Below are 21775 nucleotides of genomic sequence, written 5' to 3'. Positions count from 1 at the left end.
ATGAATGAACGCGTTCCCTGCAACATTGACCGACGAAAAACGGCAGAAGAAGATTGTGACCATCGAATCCTTGACGACGGCCTCGCTTGCCCAAGTGACCTGCTAGATTAGAAAGGTGGGACCGACGACATCCAGTTCGGCGGGCTGGGGGCCATATCCTTCCGGCAAGTGGGAGGAGCCTGGCTACGGCCGGGCAGGAATATGCGCAAGATGGTGTTCCTGCCGGATTGACTAGAGCCGTCATTTGCGTTGCGACTAGCTAAGCTGGCCAGTGCTGCCTACGGTTTACCGAAGCCGTGTCGGTTGGCGACGCGCGGAGCTCCCCTCGATCTCTGCTCTCGCTGTTGGCTGTGCTTACGGAGAGCGGTCGAGATAAGCGTCGAATGCGGCAGCGACAGCGCGAATCACAAAGCGATAGTCGTGGCGGACACGGATGAATCCGTCCTCTACGTCCACGATACCGTCCTCCGCCAGCATCGCCAAACGTTCTACTGTATCGAGAAACGGCACCGGGTCCAGCCCATGGGCGGCGCAGATTGCCGCCACGTCGGCCTGCAAATCGCACATCAGCCGCTCGATGATTGTGGCTCGCACGCTGTCTTGGTCTGTGAGACGGTGGCCCTTTGACGTCGCCAGACGGCCAGCTGAGATGTGCCGGCTGTATGATTCCAGCGCAACTTCGTTCTGGACGTACCCCTCGCCAACGCGGCCGATAGCCGACGCGCCGAAACCGATCAAGGTTTTGCAGGTGTCGGCCGAATAACCCAGGGAATTACGCCGCAGGCGACCGGCTTTCTGCGCCAGCGTGAGCTCGTCTTCCGGCAAGGCGAAATGGTCGAGCCCGATCTCTCGGTAACCGGCGGCAACCAGCGTCTCAGCTACGGCCGCAGCTTGTTCGGCGCGGGCAGCGTTGTCCGGCAGCGCTGTCTTCTCGATCAAGCGCTGATTCTTTATAGCGGATGGAATGTGCGAGTACCCGAACACCGCAAGCTGGTTCGGGCGCATGGCGACTGCCGCCGTCGCGGTTTCCACGCAGGACTTCACCGTCTGATGCGGCAGACCGTAGATAAGGTCGAAGTTGATGCGGCTTACTCCATTCCTGCGCAAGTTTTCAACGGCAGCCGCTGTCTGCCCCTCACTCTGTACGCGGTTGATCGCGTTTTGAACTAAGGGATCGAAGCTCTGAATGCCGATGCTCGCGCGGTTCACGCCGGTGGCTCCTAAGGCTTCGGCCATCCCGAGCGTGAACGTGCGCGGATCAATCTCGACGGCCACGGCTGCCGTTTCCACGAACGCGAAACGGCGGCGCAGGAGCTCCATCAGACCGAGGAACTCTGCTGGCTCGATGAGGTTAGGGCTTCCACCGCCGAAGTGCACGTCGCTCACCGGCAGCGCCTGCCGCGTTTGCTCCGAGACCAAACCGATCTCGTCACGCAGTACCGCGAGATAATGGAGGATCGGCGCATCCAGGCGGGAGATGGTGGTAGGGCAGCCGCAATACCAGCAGATTGATCGGCAGAACGGAATGTGAATATAGAGCGATATCGCATCCTTAGCCGGGAGCTCCCTCAGCCAGTGCTCGTAAGCCTCGGCGCCAACTGCCGCGGAGAACTGCGGTGCAGTCGGATAAATGGTGTACCAAGGGGGGCCGGGGTCGCTGTATTTTGCCAGGATGGAGGTCGGCAATGGTTGCACTCCGATGCTGAATGTCACCATCTCACTAACCGGGGCGCCCTCCTGTGTCTTTGAGCTATATCAAATCTGTTCCGCTCGGCGGGAGCTTTGCATCTCGTCCAATGCTCACGCGCGCGGAAGGCGATGTTTCGCAGTCAATGCATTCAGGCCACGCTAGCTTGACCGAATGGATGGTTCCGTCGTTTGTGCGGCAACCCGGTCTATATGAGAGAGTCGGCGCGCCGCTCGGGGCTGCATATGTTCGGAGTTGCCGGTTGAGCGCGAGGGGAAATCTCACGTGCCGACGATCTTCGTACATAACGCCTATGCCGTCGTAAGCCATATAGTAGGCTGGCTGCAGCCCTGCCGCTTACCACTGGCTTGTGCGATAAGCGGGGGGCGGCCGTCGCGGAAGGGCCTGGTAGTGCCCTGGTAGTGCCACCAATGCTGGGCCCCTCTGTCTTCTCGGATAACTCACGCCGACTTGCTGTGCGTGCGCGCCGACTGATCCAGATAGGCATCGAAGGCGGTCGCCACGGCACGGATCAGGAAGCGCCCCTCCTCGCGGAGCCTGATGACGCCGGCGGTATTTTCGAGGATGCCGTCGCCTTCCAGCATGACGAGCCTCGCATTGCTTTCGAGCACGATGCCGGGATCGAAGCCGTGCGCGGCGGCAATGGCCGGAATGTCCGCGGAAAAGTCGCACATCAGCCGCTCGATGATCGCTGCCCGCAGCCGGTCCTCCTCGGTAAGACGATAGCCTTTCACCGTGGCGAGACGGCCGGCAGCGATCTTTTGCGCATAGAGGCCGGGCTGCACCTCGTTCTGTGCATAGCCCTTCGTCGTCCGCCCGATCGCCGAAGCGCCGAAGCCGATCAGCGTATCGCAGGCATCGGTCGTATAGCCCTGGAAGTTGCGATGCAATTGCCCCACGGCTTGTGCGACCGCCAGGTTATCGTCGGCGCGGGCGAAGTGATCGAGGCCGATGCGGCGATAACCGGCGGCAACGAGCGTTGCAGCGATCGCCTCCGCCTGGACGATCCGACCCTCCGCATCGGCAAGCGCGGTCTCGTCGATCAGCTTCTGGTGTTTCTTGAAGGACGGAACATGCGCATAGCCGAAGACGGCGAAGCGGTCGGGCCGCATGGCGATAGCGGCCTCGGCCGTGTTGACGCAGGATTGAACAGTCTGGTGCGGCAGGCCGTAGATGAGATCGAAATTGATGCTGGCGACGCCTGCCCGCCGCAACCGGGCAACGGCTTCCATCGTCTGTTCCTCGCTCTGCTTCCGGTTGATCGCCTTCTGCACGACCGAGTCGAAGCTCTGGACGCCGAGACTCGCGCGGCGCACGCCTGCTTCGCCAAGAGCCGTCGCCATTTCCCGTTCGAGCGTTTGCGGGTCGATTTCCACCGCGATTTCGGCGTCTTTCGTGAACCCGAAACGGTCGCGCAGAACGCGGATGAGATCATGAAACTCCTGCGGCTTCATGATCGTCGGCGTTCCGCCTCCGAAATGCACGTGATCGACGGCGAGGTTTTTCCTCGCCGCCACCGAGACCAGGCGCACTTCCTCGCGCAGCATGTCCAGATAGTCGAGGATCGGCTGGTCGCGCTGGGTGATCGTCGTGTTACAGCCGCAATACCAGCACATCGAGCGGCAGAAGGGGATATGCAGATAGAGGGATACCGGCTTTTCCGCCGGCGTGGCCGCGAGCCAACCGCCATAGTTGCCGGCGTCGATGGTCGGCGAAAAGCGCGGTGCGGTCGGATAGCTCGTGTAGCGGGGCAGGCGTGCCTCGCCGTATTTGGCGACAAGATCCGGTTGCATGAAGGCAGCCCCCTGTAGCGGATAACAGAACTGAGACGATCCTAGACACGCTCCGCGTCTTTCTCTTTGAGCAATGTCAAGAATTCGCGACAAAGGCTCTTCCACTGCGCATTCAAAAACACACAGCTTCATCCAGTGGTTTGACGAGCATCAAAGAGACAGCGTCGTATCTATCGTATCTCCTTGCTGCAGGAACCAAGTAGGGTTCTTAAACCAAAGGAGAATTCCGTGCAGACATTCTCAAAGGGCGCTGCCGCTGCCGTTTTGCTTGCGGCGTTCGCCGGCAGCGCATATGCGGCCGATTTCGAAGTTCACATGCTCAACAACGGTGCTGAGGGAGCGATGGTGTTCGAACCGGCATTCGTCAAGCTGAACCCGGGCGACAGCGTCACCTTCGTCCCAAAGGACAAGGGGCATAACGTCGAGACGATCAAGGACATGATCCCCGACGGCGCAAGGCCCTTCAAGAGCAAGATGAACGAGACCTATAAGGTTACGTTCGATGCACCCGGCATTTACGCCGTCAAATGCGCGCCGCATGTCGGCATGGGCATGGTCGGCGTTGTGATTGTCGGAGATGCGCCTGCGAACGTCGAAAAGGTGAAAACCGGCAAGCTGCCGAAGAAGGCGCGGGAGCGCCTCGACGCCGCTCTCCTAGCTGCCCTTCCGTAACTGAGGCCCACCAGTCACATGAGGAACGGGTTTGGTGTAACGGAACCAGAGTCGCCGGACCCGTTTTGCGCCTTGCATTTATGACAAGTTTACCCTAGCGCAGCCGAGTAGGGACAAGACTCAACCGGAGATGACTTGTGAAAAGCCATGAATGAATGACGCCCATCGGCGCTGAATCATGGCACGATTTGTTCAGACGAGCGGATGGCTGACTGGCACCAAGATGGATTATAGATGCGCGAGAGTGTGCGGCGGGCCGCGACCCAGTCGCGACAATCTGTACACAACGACAGTTCGTTCCTGCAGTGGATAACGGAATGCAGTCAACGCGCATCGTCGAAGGGACGCGGCTGGGGCGGTCGCTCATCAGATGGCAGTTCGATCGCACCTCGGCCTACATTCTCACGACGGCGGCGGTATTGAGTGTTGTTGCGCTGCGCTGGGGGCTATGGAAGGTCTTGGGCGGTAGCGCCATTCTCCTTTCCTTCACCCCCGTGATCCTTCTCGTCGCAATTGCCGGCCGATCGGGTCTGGTCGCCTTTGCGGCCGGGCTGTCATTTGCCGCAGCGGCCACTCTTCAGCAGCTCGAGAACGCCTCCGATCCGAGCTTAGTCGAGTTGATCTCCTTCGCAGTGGCGGTGCTTCTAACCATGGCTCTCGCGGAAGTACTCCAGGCGGCGAGACGCGCCATCTACAGGACGGAGGACGTCGTCAGGGCTCGCGATGCACATTTGAGGTCTATCTTGGATACGGTTCCGGACGCCACTGTAGTCAGTACCACCGATGGTACAATCGTCTCCTTCAACGCCGCGGCCGTGCGGCAGTTCGGATATGCGGAGGAGGAAGTCATTGGCCAGAACCTGCGCATATTGATGCCGCAACCCTATCGCCACGAACACGACGGATACATGCAGCGTTACCTAAGAACTGGCGAAAAGCGCATCATCGGCATCGATCGGGTCGTCTCCGGGCAACGGAAGGATGGATCGACCTTTCCGATGAAACTCGCCGTGGGGGAGATGCAGTCAGGCGGTGAGAGGTTCTTCACTGGCTTCATCAGAGACCTCACGGAGCGGGAGGAGTCCGCTGCGAGGCTCGAGCAGATCCAGGCTGAACTTGCGAGGTTGGCCCGCCTAAACGAGATGGGCGAGATGGCGTCGACGCTTGCCCACGAACTGAACCAGCCGTTGTCGGCGATCGCCAACTATTCGCATGGCTGTACGAGGCTGTTACGTGACATGGACGACGCCGTCGCCACGCGAATGCGCGAGGCGCTTGAAGAGGTGGCCAGCCAGTCGCTGCGGGCCGGCCAGATCATCAAGCATCTTAGGGAGTTCGTCACGAAGGGCGAGACGGAAAAGGCCCCGGAAGACATTCGCAAGCTGGTGGAGGAGGCCGCCGCGCTGGCTCTGGTCGGTTCTCGCGAGCAAGGGGTCCGGACCGTATTCGAATATTTGCCCGGTGCCGAAATGGTAATGGTCGACCGAATCCAGGTCCAGCAGGTCCTCATCAATCTGATGCGTAACGGGATTGAGGCGATGCGCCACGTCGAGGGCCGAGAACTCACGATCCGGACGATGCCGGCTGATCGGGGCGAGGTTGCCGTCGTCGTCGAGGACACGGGCGGAGGCATTCCAGAGGAAATCGCCGGTCAGCTTTTCAAGCCGTTCGTTACGACAAAGGCAAGCGGAATGGGCATCGGGCTTTCCATTTCGAAACGCATCGTCGAGGCGCATGGCGGTGAGATGATTGTCTCGAAAAATACGGCCGGTGGGGCTACTTTCCGCTTCACGCTTCCCGCATATGAAGATGAACGGATCGATTCCAATGACTGACTTTACAGTCCACATTGTCGATGACGAAGAGGCAGTCAGGAAATCGCTTGCCTTCATGCTGACGATGAACGGCTTCGCTGTGAAAATTCATCAATCGGCCGATGCCTTTCGCGCTTTCGCACCGAACGTCAGAGACGGGATTCTCGTGACGGATCTGAGGATGCCGGAAATGTCCGGCGTCGATCTGCTGCGCAACCTCGGCGACCGCAAAATCAAGATACCTTCGATTGTGATCACCGGTCACGGTGACGTGCCCATGGCGGTGGAGGCTATGAAAGCCGGGGCCGTGGATTTCATCGAGAAACCTTTCGAGGATTCCGTGATCATCGAGGCGATCGAGAGAGCATCTGAACATCTGGCCGTTCCGGAAGCCGATGCAGAGGAAGTCGTCGACATTCAGGCACGCCTGCAGACTCTCAGTGGGAGAGAACGCCAGGTGCTCTCGGCTGTGGTGGCGGGCCTTCCCAACAAGTCGATCGCCTACGACCTGGACATCAGCCCGCGCACCGTTGAGGTGCACCGCGCCAATGTGATGACCAAGATGAAGGCAAAGAGCCTTGCGCATCTTGTTCGAATGGCTCTCGCCGCGGGTTTCGGTCCTCCCTAGTTTGGCCGAGTTGATCTCGCGCAATGCGTCGCATTGCCGCAAGCGCTCTAATGCCGGCTGATGGCTGCCAACACACGCCAGATGAGCGGGATTTCAAGTTGTTAGGTGGAAGAAGCATTGTCGTCGTTGCAGCCGACCACGGACTCCGAAGGTCCGTGGCTTTCGCGCTTGAGGTCGAAGGATATTCGACCGAGTCCTACGACACCGTGCAGAAGGCCGAAGACTCTTCCCGCGAGGCGCTGTGCACAATTCTCGATGATGAGATACTGAGATCAGAGCCGCAGGCCGCCGCGCAATTCCTCAAGAAGCTCGGAGCGAGGGCCATTCTGCTGGTTGACGGGCTGTCGGCGCACCAAGCGCCTGTCGACAACGTCTTGACGAAGCCGTTCACCGGTCCCGACCTGCTCGGCGTGATCAACAGCCTGATCGAAGCGGCTAAGTAATTTCCCTTAGTGGTCTAACCGAATTTCTCCAAGTCGCGTGAACTGTCAATCTGTCCCCACACTGAACAGGGGACACGACATGTACGCCGCTGCACAACCCAAAGAACAGCCCTTCCGACCGGCCGAAGACGTTGCACGGACCCAAATTTCGGGGCCCCACCTTGTCGCCACCTACAGGGCTGGTCGGGAGATTTATGCCGAGGGCGATTTGATCGAGAAGTGCTATCAGGTTTCTACTGGCGCCGTGCGTATCTATCGCCTGCTCTCGGACGGACGGCGACAGGTCGTATCTTTTCATCTGCCAGGCGAAATGTTCGGTTTCGAAGCGGGCTCCAACCATTCTTTCTTTGCCGAGGCCATCACGGAAACAACCCTGGCCGTCTTCGGGCGGCGGCATATGCAGGAGCGTTCGCGAGAGCTTCTCGCTCTCGCCTTGATCGGCATGGCGCGGGCTCAGCAGCATCTTCTGGTGATCGGCAGGCAATGTGCCGTGGAACGAATTGCCGCATTCCTGATCGATATTTGCGAGCGTCAAGGAGGAGGCAGGCAGTTGCGATTGCCGATGTTGCGGCAGGACATTGCCGACTATCTCGGCCTCACGATCGAGACAGTATCGCGCGTGATGACAAAACTCAAAGACCGCAGCGTCATCGCTCTTAGAGGCGCAAGAACGATCGACATCATGAAGCCGGACGCTCTCCGGTCGCTTTGCAACTGAGGCCGTCTGCGCGCCTGCGCACGCAGGCAATCTGTCTGCCTTTGTACCGGCGCCGTCGCTCTCCGTGTCGCTTTGGGGAGGGGTGGTGGCCAGGGCCTGGAGCGGGATGAGGAAAGCTGGTCCTATCCGACCTCATCCCGCTCCAGCTCATCCGGGATCCAGCGGAGGAGGAGAGCGATGCTCGCCAGAAACGGCCAGGAAAGTCATGGCTCGTTGCGGCCGGAGATTGGGCGCGAGCGACCTGCTGGGACGCGACCAGCCATGTGGATCAACTAAGCGCCTGGAGCAACGGGCTCTATGGTTTTGCAAGCCCCGCCCAGAAAATGGACTGAGTGCGTGGCAAGGTCGTCCTCAGATCGACAATTTGATAGCGCGAGTGAAAGAGCGCGCTCCTAACAGATCGACACCGCAAGCTCCCGGCAGCGGCAGCCCGCCACAGCAAGCAGCTTCATGCATTGTCCGGGTTGAAAAGAAGGCCAGTGGTGCGAGCCAAGCGGACTGACACTTAATGCCGCGGAAGATTTCAGAGCCGTCGGCGCATACTTGTGTGCGCCGATCCGACGAGACGACCGGTCTTTCAGCCTACGAGGTGAGTTTGGTCTCCCTCCATATAGACAGATCGAGCGTAGTACCCCCCGGGTGCCCCACGTCTTGCCTCGCCGCCCGCCCCCCGTTCTCAACTTTCGAGACATGCTTTGCGAGCGGTCGAAGCGCGACCTTGATCTGGATCAAGGTGTCGAGAACTCCGCTGTGACAATTCTCAGAAGACTCCGGCGGCCTGTGTGCCGAGTCGTACGCCAGTTTGGAAAAGAGTTGGGGCCTTTCATGAAACATTCAGTCGAGATAGTCGTGCTTGCTGCCGGCGCCTTCGTGGCGCTGGTCGGAGCCGGCTTTGCCCAGGACCACCTATTCGGCGCGCATCTGTGGGTTCTGTTCTTCGCGCTGATCGGCGGTACGCTAGTGCTCATGCGCCGCGTCAACTTCCGGCCGGTGGCCGCGCGTCGCGAAGCCCGCCAAACAGAATACTTCGACGAGGTCGTGAAATACGGCGTCATCGCCACCGTGTTCTGGGGCGTAGTGGGGTTCCTCGTTGGCTTGATCGTGGCGTTGCAACTCGCTTTCCCGGACCTTAACGTCGAACCCTGGTTTAATTTTGGCCGGGTCCGTCCGTTGCACACCTCCGCCGTCATCTTCGCATTCGGCGGCAACGCGCTGATCGCGACTTCTTTCTATGTCGTCCAGCGCACCAGCCGCGCGCGTCTCTTCGGCGGCAATCTCGGCTGGTTCGTGTTCTGGGGTTATCAGCTCTTCATCGTGCTTGCGGCAACCGGCTATCTGCTCGGCATCACCCAAGCGCGCGAATACGCGGAACCGGAATGGTATGTCGATCTCTGGCTGACGATCGTCTGGGTCGCCTATCTCATCGTCTTTCTCGGCACAATCCTCAAGCGCAAGGAGCCGCACATCTATGTGGCGAACTGGTTCTATCTGGCCTTCATCGTCACCATCGCCATGCTGCACATCGTCAACAACCTGGCGGTGCCGGTCTCCTTCCTCGGTTCGAAGAGCTATTCCGCCTTCTCGGGTGTCCAGGACGCGCTGACGCAATGGTGGTACGGGCACAATGCCGTCGGCTTCTTCCTGACGGCCGGGTTCCTGGCGATGATGTACTACTTCATCCCCAAGCAGGTGAACCGTCCCGTCTATTCCTACCGGCTGTCGATCGTCCATTTCTGGGCGCTGATCTTCATGTACATCTGGGCCGGTCCCCACCACCTGCACTACACGGCGCTGCCCGACTGGGCTCAAACGCTCGGCATGGTGTTTTCCGTCATGCTCTGGATGCCCTCCTGGGGCGGCATGATCAACGGCCTGATGACCCTTTCCGGCGCCTGGGACAAGATCCGTACCGATCCCGTCGTCCGAATGATGGTCATGGCTGTCGCCTTCTACGGCATGGCGACCTTCGAGGGACCGATGATGTCGATCAAGACCGTAAACTCGCTCAGCCACTATACGGACTGGACCATCGGCCACGTGCATTCCGGCGCACTCGGCTGGAACGGCCTGATCACCTTCGGTGCCGTCTATTTTCTGGTGCCGAAGCTCTGGAAGCGCAAACGGCTCTACAGCCTGCGCATGGTCAATTGGCACTTCTGGCTCGCCACCCTCGGCATCGTCGTTTACGCCGCCACCATGTGGGTCGCTGGTATCCAGCAGGGGCTGATGTGGCGCGAATACGACGACCAGGGCTTCCTCGTCTATTCCTTCGCGGAAACGGTCGCGGCCATGTTCCCCTACTATGTCATGCGCGCCGCCGGCGGCGCCCTGTTCCTCGCAGGCGCACTCGTCATGGCCTTCAACGTAACAATGACAATTCTCGGACGCGTGCGCGACGAAGCCCCGATCGTCGGTGCCGCGCCGCAGCCCGCGTCTGCGCGATAGGAGTGTAGATCATGTCCATTTTCGACAAACACGGGCTGATTGAACGCAACGCCACCTTGCTGCTCGTAGGCTCCCTGCTCGTCGTCTCCATTGGCGGAATCGTGGAAATCGCGCCGCTCTTCTATCTCGAAAACACGATCGAGAAGGTGGAAGGCATGCGGCCCTATTCGCCGCTGGAGCTTGCCGGCCGCGACATCTACATCCGTGAAGGCTGCTATGTCTGCCACAGTCAGATGATCCGCCCGTTCCGCGACGAGGTCGAGCGCTACGGCCATTATTCGCTGGCGGCGGAGTCGATGTACGATCACCCCTTCCAATGGGGGTCGAAGCGCACCGGGCCGGACCTCGCCCGTGTCGGCGACCGCTACTCCAACGAATGGCACGTCCAGCACATGATCGAGCCGCGCTCGGTCGTGCCGGAATCGGTAATGCCGAGCTATGCTTTCCTCAAGGAGGCACCGCTCGAGGTTAAGAACGTTTCCATGAAACTCAAGGCCAACAGAGCCGTCGGCGTTCCTTACACCGAAGAGATGATCGACAATGCGGCCGCGGACCTCAAAGCTCAGGCGGATCCCAACTCCGATACGTCGGGCGTCGAGGCCCGCTATCCCAAGGCCAAGTTCGGTGACTTTGACGGTGACCCGCAAAGGCTGACGGAGATGGACGCGCTCGTCGCCTATCTGCAGATGCTGGGCACGCTCGTAGACTTCTCCACCTATGACAACACCACGGGCTACCGCTGAGAGGAACGCAGATGGAAACCTACACGGCCATGCGCCATTTCGCCGATAGCTGGGGACTGCTCGGCATGACGTTTTTCTTCCTCGGTGTCGTCCTTTTCAACTTCCGGCCGGGCGCCAAAAAGGCCGCCGCTCAGGCCTCTGCCATCCCCCTGAAGGAGGACTGATCCATGGCGGACAAGCATAAGCACGTTGACGAGCTGAGCGGCGTAGACACCACCGGGCACGAATGGGACGGCATCCGAGAGCTCAACAACCCGATGCCGCGCTGGTGGGTCTATACCTTCTACGCCACTATTCTGTGGGCTGTCTGCTACGCGATCGCCTATCCCTCCTGGCCGATGCTGACGGAGGCGACCAAGGGCGTGCTCGGCTATTCTAGCCGCGCCGAGGTCACCGCGGAGTTGTCCGCCGCCAAGGCCGCGCAGGCCAGCAACCTTGAACGCATCGCCTCGGGGACGGTCGAGGACATCATGGCCGATCCGCAACTGAAGCAGTTCGCCATCTCGGCCGGAGCCTCCGCTTTCAAGGTGAACTGCGCGCAATGTCACGGTTCGGGTGGGGCCGGTGGCAAGGGTTTCCCGAACCTGAACGATGACGAGTGGCTCTGGGGAGGCAAACCCGAGCAGATCTACCAGACGGTCGCGCATGGCGTCCGTCACCAAGGTGACGGGGAGACGCGGGTGTCGGAAATGCCGGCCTTTGCCGACATGCTGGCGTCGGAGGAGCTCCGCGCAACCGCGGCCTATGTCGTGAGCCTCACCGGAATACCCTCCAACCCGGCACTCGTGGAAACCGGCAAGCAGCTCTTCACCGACAATTGCGCCTCATGCCATGGTGCAGATGCAAAGGGCAGCCGCGAATTCGGCGCGCCCAATCTCGCCGACGCGATCTGGCTCAAGGGTGAGGGCGAGCAGGCGATCATCGACCAGATGCGGTCGCCGAAGCATGGCGTCATGCCCGCCTGGCTGCAGCGCATCGGCGATCCGATGGTAAAAGAGCTCGCGATCTTCGTCCATTCTCTGGGCGGCGGCGAATAGCAAGCGCGGAATCCTGGCGGCCGCGCGAAAGCAGTGCGGCCGCCGCAGCAAAATGGCGATTCGAAACGACCGCCGCGAAGGTCCGGTCCATCCAATGGTCTGACACACGGTCGAGCGGCTACCCCGGAGTGGGTGGCTTCACTTCGAGTGGCGGCACCCGCCCCCCAACTTGATGCAGATCAAGGCGCGCAACCGCCACTTGGCGCAAAACCACCTGATGTTGAGTTCAGTCGGGACTGTTCAGATGCTTCACCAGCCCGCCTCCAATGCTGGCTCCGTCGAGCGGCTCGAAGCCGAGCCGGGCAATGTCGCGCGGCACCGCAGGCCGCTTTACGAGAAACGGCGGAAGATCTTCCCGAAACGGGCAGAAGGCCGCTTCCGCCGGTTCAAGTGGCTGGTCATGCTGGTGACGCTCGGCATCTACTATTCAACACCCTGGATCCGCTGGGACCGCGGCATACATGCGCCAGATCAGGCTGTGCTCATCGATCTCGCTTCCCGGCGCTTCTATTTCTTCTTCATCGAAATCTGGCCGCAGGAATTCTTCTTCGTTGCGGGGCTTCTGGTGATGGCGGGCTTCGGCCTTTTCCTCGTGACCTCGGCGGTCGGTCGCGCCTGGTGTGGCTATACCTGCCCACAGACGGTTTGGGTCGATCTCTTCCTGGTCGTCGAGCGCTTTATCGAAGGTGACCGCAATGCCCGAATGCGCCTCGACGCAGCGCCCTGGAGGCTCGACAAGATCCGCAAACGCGTTGGCAAGCATGCGATCTGGCTGGCAATCGGGGTTGCGACTGGAGGCGCCTGGATATTCTATTTTGCCGATGCGCCATCGCTTCTGGCGGGCTTGCTCACGGTCGATGCGCCGCCCGTCGCTTATACCACCATCGCTGTTCTAACGACCACGACTTACGTTTTCGGCGGGCTGATGCGCGAGCAGGTCTGCACCTATATGTGCCCCTGGCCGCGCATACAGGCGGCGATGCTGGATGAGAACTCCCTCGTCGTCACCTATAACGACTGGCGCGGCGAGAGGCGCTCGCGCCATGCCAAGAAGGCAGCCCCAGCCGGCGAGGTCGTCGGTGATTGCGTCGACTGCAATGCCTGCGTCGCGGTCTGTCCCATGGGGATCGATATCCGCGATGGCCAGCAACTCGAATGCATCACCTGCGCGCTCTGCATCGATGCGTGCGACGGCGTCATGGACAAGCTTGGCCGCGAACGCGCCCTGATTTCCTATGCGACACTCAGCGACTATGCCGCCAACATGGCGCTTGCCACCAACAACGGCGCGACGGCAGTCAACCCGCGGCGCGTGCGCAACGCCAACGGCGTCTTCGTCGAGCAGGTCCGGCAGTTCGACTGGCGGATCATTTTCCGGCCGCGCGTCCTCCTCTATTTCAGCGTCTGGGCGCTCGTCGGCATCGGCATGCTCTATGCGCTCGTGGCGCGCGACCGGCTCGAGCTCAACGTGCTGCATGACCGCAATCCGCAATACGTGGTCGATTCGGACGGATCGGTGCGCAACGGCTATATGGTCAAGCTGCTGAACATGATCCCCGAGCAGCGGCGGATCACACTCACCCTCGACGGCATGCCGTCGGCTGATATGCGGATTGCCGGCCAGGCGGCTGGCGACGGCCGCAGTTTCTCGGTTGCCGTCGATCCGGACAAGGTCACGCCGCTCAAGATTTTCGTCACACTGCCGCGGGAGAAGCTGGCCGAGGCCAAAGACGGCTTCTCGCTCAGAGCGGAAGATCCTTCCAGCCACGAACAAGATGTCTATCGAGCCAACTTCAATCAACCCGGAACAGCAAAGTGAGCGGCTCATGATCAGGCAACGCAGCGAAACGCGCGGATTCACCGGCTGGCACATGGTGGCAGTGACGGGCCTGTTCTTCGGCACCATCATCTCCGTCAATCTCGTTATGGCCTGGAATGCCAGCCGAAGCTGGAGCGGCCTCGTGGTCGAGAACTCCTACGTCGCCAGCCAACAGTTCAATGGGAAAGTGGCCGAGACCCGCGCCTTCGCAGAGAGCGGCATCAGGGGTGAACTCACGGCCGAGTCCGGTGCCATCCACTACGTGCTGACCCGCAAGGGCGAGCCGGAGAGGGCGGTCGACAAGGTCGTCGCCGTGCTCAAGCGACCCGTCGAAGCGCATGAGGATATTCGCGTCGAGCTCGTCCGCAAGGGCGAGGGCATTTTCGTTTCCGCGCAGGCGTTGAAACCCGGCCAGTGGATCGCCGACGTGACGGCTATGGCGGGTGGAGCGCTCGTCTACCGGCAGGCCGTTCGTTTCATCGCGCCGGGAGAGGGCCGATGAGCTGCTGTGCGACTGCAGTCGCGACCACCTTGGATGCGGGGAAGGCGGGGCAGACGCTGCCCACTTCCGAAGAGCTCTGGCTCGCGAGCCGGGCGCTTCGAGGCGGGTTGCGTCGGACGGACCTCAGCGTGCCGGGCGTTCACTGCGGCGCCTGCATCACCACGATCGAGGCGGCGTTGCGGGCGAGGCCCGAAGTCGAACGGGCGCGCGTCAGCCTTTCCTCCCGGCGCGTTTCGATCGTCTGGAAGGAGGAAGTTGCCGGTAAACGCAGCGATCCTGCAGAACTCGTGCGCGCCATCAGCGAGCGGGGCTATGAGACGCATCTCTTCACCCCCCGCGAGGAGGAAGGCGATTCCGTCCTGAAGCAATTGATCCGGGCGGTCGCCGTGTCCGGCTTTGCTGCGGCCAATATCATGCTGCTTTCCGTGTCCGTCTGGTCGGGGGCGGACGCGGCTACACGCGATCTCTTCCACTGGGTATCGGCAATGATGGCGGGGCCGACGCTGATCTATGCCGGCCGCTTCTTCTACCAATCCGCCTGGAACGCGCTTCGCCACGGGCGGACCAACATGGACGTACCGATCGCGCTTGCGGTCACGCTCTCCTACGGCATGTCGCTACTAGAGACGATTGGCCATGGGACGCATGCCTGGTTCGATGCGACGGTCACACTCCTGTTCTTCCTGCTCATCGGCCGGACGCTCGACCACATGATGCGGGACCGTGCACGCTCCGCGATCAGCGGTCTGGCGCGGCTGTCGCCGCGCGGAGCGACAGTCTTGCATGCCGACGGTTCGCGGGAATACCGCGCTGTCGACGAGATCGAGCCCGGCGAGCGCCTGATGATCGCTGCCGGCGAGCGAATACCGGTCGACGGACGCGTGGTCTTGGGCAGCAGCGATCTCGACCGCGCGGTGGTTAGCGGCGAGAGCGCGCCTATGCGGGTAGCCGCCGGCGATATCGTCGAGGCCGGCACGCTCAACCTGACGGGTCCGCTGGTGCTTGAGGCGACCGCGAGTGCGCGGGAATCCTTCCTGGCCGAGATTATGGGCCTGATGGAGGCGGCCGAAGGCGGCAGGGCCCGCTATCGCCGAATTGCCGATCGTGCCGCACAATATTATTCGCCGGTCGTCCACTTGCTTGCGCTTTTGACCTTCGTGGGCTGGATGATCATCGAAGGCGATGCTCGCCATGCCATGCTGGTCGCCGTTGCCGTCCTCATCATCACCTGCCCCTGCGCATTGGGGCTTGCAGTGCCCGTCGTACAGGTCGTTGCCGCCGGACGGCTTTTTCGAGGCGGCGTCATGGTCAAGGATGGCTCGGCCATGGAGCGGCTCGCCGAAATCGACACGGTGCTGTTCGACAAGACCGGCACGCTGACGGTCGGCAGACCGCGGCTGGTGAACGCGGCGCAGATTGCGCCCGATGCCCTCGCCATGGCCGCTGCGCTTGCCGTGCACTCAAAGCACCCGATCGCAACGGCGATCCAGGACGCCGCACCGCGAGTGTCGCCGCTCGAGGCCGACGTCCGGGAGATCCCCGGCGCAGGAATCGAGGTTGAGACGCCGGGCGGTGTGTACCGGCTCGGCAGCCGGAACTTTGCGACTGGTGGGCCGGGTTCAGCAAGCGGGCAATCGGAGGCGGTCCTCTCTCTTGATCGGCGGGAGCTTGCATGCTTTCGCTTCGAGGATCGTCTGCGTCCGGCAACCGCGAGCGCGATTGACCAAATCGGCGAAATGGGACTGACGGTCGCAATATTGTCCGGCGACCGCAAGCTGGTCGTACAGGCACTCGCGGAGCAATTGGAGATCAAAGACTGGAAGGCCGAACTGTCGCCTCGCGACAAGGTTCAAGTCTGCGCTGACGTCTCTGATAGCGGTGGCAGGGCGCTGATGGTAGGCGACGGCATCAATGACGCGCCGGCTTTGCGTGCCGCCCACGTTTCGATGGCGCCGGCGGCTGCGGCCGACGTGGGCCGTCAGGCGGCGGATTTCGTGTTCATGCATCAGCCGCTGACCGCCGTCCCCTTCGCGATCGAAACGTCGCGACGGGCGGGCAGACTCATCCGCCAGAATTTCGCGTTGGCAATCGGCTACAATCTGATTGCCGTCCCGATTGCGATCCTCGGCTATGCGACACCTCTGGTAGCGGCGGTCGCGATGTCCACCTCGTCGCTGATCGTCGTTGCCAATGCCTTGCGGCTGAACGGCCTCGCATCGTCGAGCGCCCACGAAGGCAGATGGTCTGCCGCCGCCGCGCAACCGTCAGGCAGCGGCAGATGAACACGCTGGTCTATCTTATGCCGATTGCGTTGGTCCTCGGCGGTCTCGGCCTCGCCGCCTTCCTCTGGGCGCTGAAGAGCGGACAATATGAAGATCTGGACGGTGCGTCCTGGCGCGTTCTCGACGACGGCGACGGCAGACCGCAAGACTGACAGGCTCTTCAGTTGTTTGACCGAGGTCAACCAACTTTTCCGCAAGAAGGCTAGATTGATGTGATCTTAGTTAGGGCACGTGCATGAAGACCTTGCAATTGACTTCGAGGGGTCGGGCGATCTTTTCCGCGTCCCGTTTTTTCGCGCGGCTGCCGGGCTCCAGCGTCGAGGCTATTCTCGAAGGAGCGACGCTATCGACCTTTGGAAAGCAGGACGTCCTGTTCCATCAGGGCGACGACATTGCCGATGTGTTTTTCGTGCTTTCCGGTCTGGTCCGGCTTTGCCGGCTGGGAAAGGACGGGCGCCAGGCCGATGTTGCCGTACTCGCAAGAGGCGAAATGTTCGGCGAGAACGCGATGTTTTTGGGCCAGCGCGCCACGACCAGCGCCGTTGCCGCCGAAGCATCGATCGTAGTGCGGGTCGATAGCCGCAAGCTTCGGCAGCTTGCCGCGGCAGATCCCGGCATGGCGCAAGCAATGATCGAGCACCTGTGCTATCGCGGAAAGATGACGGAGGACCTGCTCGCGGAAGATCGCCTGCTCACCGCCCCTCAGCGTGTTGCAAACTATGTTCTCAGCCATTGTCCGAAAGACACGGCCAGCTTCTCGTTCCGCCTGCCCTTCCAGAAGCGCGTGCTCGCGGGCATGCTCGGCATTGCCCCGGAAGGCCTGTCGCGCACCTTTTCGAGGCTACGCGAGTCGGGCGTCATGGTAAAAGGTCGAATGATCGAGATCCACGACCGGCGCGCGCTCGAGCGGTTCCGACGTGATGGTTGAATCGACGCGGCGGAGATTGTCGGCGCAGAAGCGGCGGAGTGAACTGTGGTGGTTCGAGTGCTTGAGCTCAGACGTAAGTTTTACCAGCACAGCTTTGCTCCAAGGCCTCAAGGATGTGCGCCAGGAAAAGTCAGCAAAAGATTGACATCGGCCCTGAACCTTGTTGCATGTTGCTGACCGCGCCTGCGTCTAAAAACGGCGGCGCTGCTCACCGCAGCGTCGGCGGAGGAAGCGAGGCGCGGCAGCTTACTAATGCTGACGGCAGCATCCGACCTGGAAGCGGCGCGCGCGAGTTGGGGCGGCGACGTCGGGTTCGGAGGCGTCAACGCGAAGCCTATGTCTCCGGCTTCACCGGTTCTCTGCGGAATAAGGCCTCCATCTAAAACAGGACGATAACCAATGAGACGGTGCCGTTCGAAACGCGGGCCATCGCTACCGGGTGCACGTCTTTTTCATTTCGGTGGGATCGGTCGCGGCCAGCTCGTCCCCATAAGTACCAACAAGAAGATGTAATCCGGCGGGCGAACGTCATACGCCTTTGGGCCGATCCTTGGGATCGAACTGGACGATAGCGATCCAAGTGGCAGTGAGTGCCGGTTTATTCTCGTTCTCGATCTCGACCATCACCTCGTAGGTGGTCACCAGCATGCTGGCACCGCGAAAGCGGCAATCCGAAAACTTGAAGCGGCCACGTACACGGCTGCCGGTCTTCACCGGCGACATGAAGCGGACGCGCTCGAAGCCGTAATTGAGGCCCATGGTCTGTTCGCGGATCTTCGGTAAACCGTTGAAGTTCATCACCGACAGAAGAGAAAGCGTCAGGAAACCATGCGCGATCGTGCCGCCGAACGGGCTTTTGGCCGCTGCGCGCTCCGGGTCCACGTGAATGAATTGATGGTCATGGGTCGCATCGGCGAAGAGGTTGATCATTCTTTGATCGACAGTGATCCATTTGGATGTACCGAGTTCCTGGCCAACCAGACCCGGTACGTCCGCGAGGGAAATTTCATGCATACGACCTCACTTATTTGCTGTGCCGAACTGACATCCGGTCGGTGTTATCGTGGTCTGATCGCCTGCGACAGAGACAGTACGACTTTCGTGCTTATCGAAGTCATTGGGCTGAGCCGAGGCGTTCGTCTCTGTAGGATGCGTGAGCCAGCGTTTGACGCGCCTGGCAAAGGCATCGAGGTACGTGAGTACGACAGGCACAAAGACCAAAGTGAGGAGGGTCGACGATATCAACCCACCGATGACCGCATGGGCCATCGGGGCACGCTGGGCGCCGCCTTCGCCCAAGCCCAAGGCCGTCGGGAGCATACCGAAGATCATGGCGAGGGTCGTCATTACGATCGGCCGGAGCCTTACCGCTCCGGCATCAGCAAGGCTCTGACGCAGACTCTTGCCTTCCCGAACGCCCAGATTGGAGTAGTCGACGAGAAGAATCGCGTTCTTGGTCACCAGCCCCATCAGCATGACGAAGCCGATCATCGAGAACATGTTGAGAGTCGAGCCGGTAAACAGAAGACCAAGTAGGGCGCCCATCAGGGATAGCGGCAATGTCATCATAATAGCAATTGGCTGGATGAAGGAGCCGAACTGAGAAGCCAGAATGATGTAGATGAAGATTGCGGCTAGCACCAGCGACTGGAGTGCATAGGCGGTGCTCTCGGCCAGGTTCTTCGCATCACCGCCGAACGAGATGCGAAATCCGACCGGGATGTCCATCTTTGCGATCGCGGCGTTCAGATCGGCCGCAACGTCGCCCAAAGCTCTTCCTTCGATATTACTGGATATGCGGACCTCCCGCGATAGATCCTTGCGGGTGATTGCATCAGCCGCGGTGCCCTCGACGACGTCGGCGACTTGATCCAGCAATACTGTTACCGGCTTGCCGTTATCGTCCGTACGGCCGGTCGAGATTGTGAGATTGCGGAGCTGTGCGGCATCCCGTCGGCCGGTCGGGGGCAGATGCACCACAACATCATGGGGCTCTCCGTCGGGGCCGTTCCATACGGATATCGCATCGCCGGCGATGAGTGGCCTGAGCGTATCGCCGATCATCGCGATCGACACGCCCAGATCGCTCGCCGCCTCTCGGCGTACCCGGACCGCCAGCGTTGGTCGAACATTTTCAATCGAAGATTCGATTTCCGTCGCGCCTGGGATGGCCGCGAGCGCCGAGGTGATTTGATCGGAGAGCCGTCGCAGCTCTTCATCACCATCCCCGAGAATCGAGAGTTCCAGCGGCTTCAACGATCCGCTCAGCCCGGAAGGCTGTCTGACGGAGATATCTAGGCCGGCGATTCTAGCAAGCCGCTGACGGATGGGATCAATGGTTTCCGCCGTCGTCAGCCTCCGTTGATCGCTGGGCACAAGTTGCACGGCCACCATGGCCTGGTTCGAGCCGCGCACTCCGCGGGAGTTGATGGTGGAATAGGTCGAGGCGACATAATCGAATTCCCGCAGCACTTGTTCGACTTGGCCGACCTTTGCGGCCATATAATCGAGGGAAGCGCCTTCGTTGGCTTCTAGCGATATGCTCACTTCACCCTGGTCGGCTGGCGGCAAAAACTCAGTTCCGATGCGCGGCACAAGCACTAGGCTGCCAACGAACATGCCAACGACAACAGCAATCGTCGTTTTCCGGTGGTCGAATGACCAGTGAATGACAGAGCGGTACCGGCTCGTGAGACCCTCGAACCATTGATCGAATCGCTCAATCATCCGACCGAAGAAGCCTCGCTTAGCACCTTTTTGAGATTGGGGGTCGTACCAAACGCTCGACAGCATCGGATCGAGGCTAAAGGAGACAAAGAGCGAAATCACCACGGCCACGGCGACGGTAACGCCAAACTGCAGGAAGAAGCGACCAATCAGCCCGCCCATGAACGCCACAGGTAGAAACACCGCGACAATGCACAGTGTAGTCGACAGAACGGCAAGGCCAATCTCGTTGGTGCCATCGAGCGCCGCCCTGACATGATCCTTGCCCATATGGAGATGCCGGGTGATGTTTTCACGAACGACTATCGCGTCGTCAATGAGAATACCGATCGACAGGGAGAGTGCCATCAGCGTCATGACGTTCAGCGTGAAGCCGAAAGCGTAGATGGTCGCGAATGTGCCGATGACTGAAATGGGGAGCGCAAGGCCGGTGATGACCGTGGATCGCCAGGAGTTCAAAAACACGAACACGACCAGCACGGCCAGAACACCGCCTTCGATCAGCGTTCGCTGAACTTCGGAAACCTGGGAGGCTATGGGCCGGGAGTTGTCACGCGTGATGGTGAGCTGAACGTTCTCCTTTGCTAGTTCTGCGTTCAACGCAGCGATTTCCCTGCGAAGCGCGGACGCCACCTCTACCGTGTTCGCGCCGCGGATCTTGACGATATCCACCCCAAGAGATGTCATGCTCTGAAAGTTCGCACGGCTGGTCACTTCAGCGCCTGTGTCGAGAACAGTCGCCACATCCGAGAGGTAGACGGGATAGCCGCCGCTTTGAGCGACGATGATGCTGTTGAAGCCTGAAGCGTCCGCGATGCGTCCCTCGACCGTCACGATCCGCTGGTTGATGCCGGATATGAGCGTTCCCGCCGCCCGGTCCTGGTTCTCGCGTCGGATTGCATCGATGACGGTAGAGACACCGACGCCATAAGCCTCCAAACGATCAGGATCCACCATCACGAGAACCTGCCGCTCGCTACCGCCAACCAGTGAAATCTGGCCGACGCCGGATATGACGCTCAGGCGATTAGTAATCACGCGATTGGCAAGCGTGGTGATTTCGGGCAGCGTCCGGCTTTGCGAGGATGCCGCAACAGAGAGAATTGGCTGGTCGTCCGGTTTGAAGCGCGAGACTTGAGGTGTATCGACTCCGTCGGGGAACGTCGCTTGCAGCCGCGCAACTTTCTCGCGTACCTCCTGCGCCGCGATTTGTGGGTCCACATCGAGTTCGAACTGGACCGCAACGATCGAACGTCCTTCGTAGGATTCCGAGGTGATGCTGTCGATGCCGCCGATCGTGTTGAGCGCCGATTCAATCGTCCGTGAGATCTCGGTTTCGACCGATACCGGTGACGCTCCGGTGTAGGTGGTCTCGACCACGACGATCGGGACGTCGGTTTCGGGGTAGTGATCGACGCCCAGCCGACCATATGAAAAGAGTCCAAGGACAAGGATCGTCACCATCATCATGGTGGCGAAGACCGGATGGTTGACGCTGATACGCGTAAGGAACATC

The 21775-nt window shown here is 60.7% G+C and carries 18 protein-coding genes; 14 read left to right on the top strand and 4 right to left on the bottom strand.

The features are described from left to right. Positions 1-354: 354 nt before the first annotated feature. Together hemN (PYH37_RS31190) and hemN (PYH37_RS31185) are read right to left on the bottom strand one after the other, a co-directional pair. Positions 355-1686 carry an oxygen-independent coproporphyrinogen III oxidase gene (gene hemN, locus PYH37_RS31190; RefSeq protein WP_280736180.1) on the bottom strand — a complete coding sequence of 444 codons (1332 nt, stop codon included), beginning with the start codon at positions 1684-1686 and terminating at the stop codon, positions 355-357. 462 nt (positions 1687-2148) lie between these two features. Continuing rightward, positions 2149-3501, bottom strand: a complete 1353-nt coding sequence (hemN, locus tag PYH37_RS31185; RefSeq protein WP_280736181.1) for an oxygen-independent coproporphyrinogen III oxidase — start codon at positions 3499-3501, stop codon at positions 2149-2151. A gap of 228 nt (positions 3502-3729) precedes the next feature. Here hemN (PYH37_RS31185) and PYH37_RS31180 point away from each other — a divergent pair, with 228 nt between their 5' ends. From PYH37_RS31180 to PYH37_RS31115, 14 genes are all read left to right on the top strand, one after another. Further along, positions 3730-4173 (top strand): pseudoazurin, encoded by a 444-nt coding sequence (locus tag PYH37_RS31180; RefSeq protein ID WP_280736182.1) that lies wholly within the window; start codon positions 3730-3732, stop codon positions 4171-4173. Between the two features lie 317 nt (positions 4174-4490). After that, a complete protein-coding gene (gene fixL, locus PYH37_RS31175) occupies positions 4491-6008 on the top strand; it encodes an oxygen sensor histidine kinase FixL (RefSeq protein WP_280736183.1) in 1518 nt (505 codons plus the stop codon). After that, a complete protein-coding gene (fixJ, locus tag PYH37_RS31170; protein ID WP_280736184.1) occupies positions 6001-6615 on the top strand; it encodes a response regulator FixJ in 615 nt (204 codons plus the stop codon). Before fixL ends, fixJ begins: the two co-directional genes overlap by 8 nt. Positions 6616-6713: 98 nt before the next feature. Further along, positions 6714-7058, top strand: coding sequence for a response regulator transcription factor (locus tag PYH37_RS31165; protein ID WP_425336171.1), 345 nt, complete (start codon positions 6714-6716; stop codon positions 7056-7058). 79 nt (positions 7059-7137) lie between these two features. Beyond that, positions 7138-7776 carry a helix-turn-helix domain-containing protein gene (locus PYH37_RS31160; protein WP_280736185.1) on the top strand — a complete coding sequence of 213 codons (639 nt, stop codon included), beginning with the start codon at positions 7138-7140 and terminating at the stop codon, positions 7774-7776. An 825-nt stretch (positions 7777-8601) separates the two neighbouring features. Next, on the top strand, positions 8602-10221 hold the full coding sequence (gene ccoN / locus PYH37_RS31155; RefSeq protein WP_280736186.1) for a cytochrome-c oxidase, cbb3-type subunit I: 1620 nt from the start codon (positions 8602-8604) through the stop codon (positions 10219-10221). 11 nt (positions 10222-10232) lie between these two features. Further along, a complete protein-coding gene (ccoO, locus tag PYH37_RS31150) occupies positions 10233-10964 on the top strand; it encodes a cytochrome-c oxidase, cbb3-type subunit II (protein ID WP_280736187.1) in 732 nt (243 codons plus the stop codon). Between the two features lie 11 nt (positions 10965-10975). Continuing rightward, complete coding sequence (locus PYH37_RS31145; protein WP_280736188.1) at positions 10976-11128, top strand: cbb3-type cytochrome c oxidase subunit 3; 153 nt, start codon at positions 10976-10978, stop codon at positions 11126-11128. A gap of 3 nt (positions 11129-11131) precedes the next feature. Beyond that, positions 11132-12001, top strand: coding sequence for a cytochrome-c oxidase, cbb3-type subunit III (gene ccoP, locus PYH37_RS31140; protein ID WP_280736189.1), 870 nt, complete (start codon positions 11132-11134; stop codon positions 11999-12001). Between the two features lie 244 nt (positions 12002-12245). Continuing rightward, entirely contained in the window at positions 12246-13820 is a 1575-nt protein-coding gene (ccoG, locus tag PYH37_RS31135; RefSeq protein ID WP_280736190.1) for a cytochrome c oxidase accessory protein CcoG, read from the top strand. 7 nt (positions 13821-13827) lie between these two features. After that, positions 13828-14322 carry a FixH family protein gene (locus PYH37_RS31130; protein WP_280736191.1) on the top strand — a complete coding sequence of 165 codons (495 nt, stop codon included), beginning with the start codon at positions 13828-13830 and terminating at the stop codon, positions 14320-14322. Then, the gene (locus PYH37_RS31125) at positions 14319-16604 is read left to right on the top strand and encodes a cation-translocating P-type ATPase (protein WP_280736192.1); all 2286 of its coding nucleotides are present in this window, start codon (positions 14319-14321) and stop codon (positions 16602-16604) included. The genes PYH37_RS31130 and PYH37_RS31125 overlap by 4 nt, the downstream gene beginning before the upstream one ends. Beyond that, positions 16601-16756 (top strand): cbb3-type cytochrome oxidase assembly protein CcoS, encoded by a 156-nt coding sequence (ccoS, locus tag PYH37_RS31120; RefSeq protein WP_280736193.1) that lies wholly within the window; start codon positions 16601-16603, stop codon positions 16754-16756. Before PYH37_RS31125 ends, ccoS begins: the two co-directional genes overlap by 4 nt. An 83-nt stretch (positions 16757-16839) precedes the next feature. Then, positions 16840-17532 carry a Crp/Fnr family transcriptional regulator gene (locus PYH37_RS31115; RefSeq protein WP_280736194.1) on the top strand — a complete coding sequence of 231 codons (693 nt, stop codon included), beginning with the start codon at positions 16840-16842 and terminating at the stop codon, positions 17530-17532. Positions 17533-18060: 528 nt separating this feature from the next. Here PYH37_RS31115 and PYH37_RS31110 read toward each other — a convergent pair. Next, the gene (locus tag PYH37_RS31110; RefSeq protein WP_280736195.1) at positions 18061-18546 is read right to left on the bottom strand and encodes a MaoC family dehydratase; all 486 of its coding nucleotides are present in this window, start codon (positions 18544-18546) and stop codon (positions 18061-18063) included. Positions 18547-18552: 6 nt separating this feature from the next. Further along, on the bottom strand, positions 18553-21774 hold the full coding sequence (locus tag PYH37_RS31105; RefSeq protein ID WP_280736196.1) for an efflux RND transporter permease subunit: 3222 nt from the start codon (positions 21772-21774) through the stop codon (positions 18553-18555). Position 21775 lies beyond the last annotated feature (1 nt).

It is taken from the genome of Sinorhizobium numidicum, assembly GCF_029892045.1.
GTDB classification, from domain to species: Bacteria; Pseudomonadota; Alphaproteobacteria; order Rhizobiales; family Rhizobiaceae; genus Sinorhizobium; species Sinorhizobium numidicum.
The sequence above is the reverse complement of the archived record's forward strand: the minus strand, read 5'-3'. Positions and strand labels throughout refer to the sequence as shown.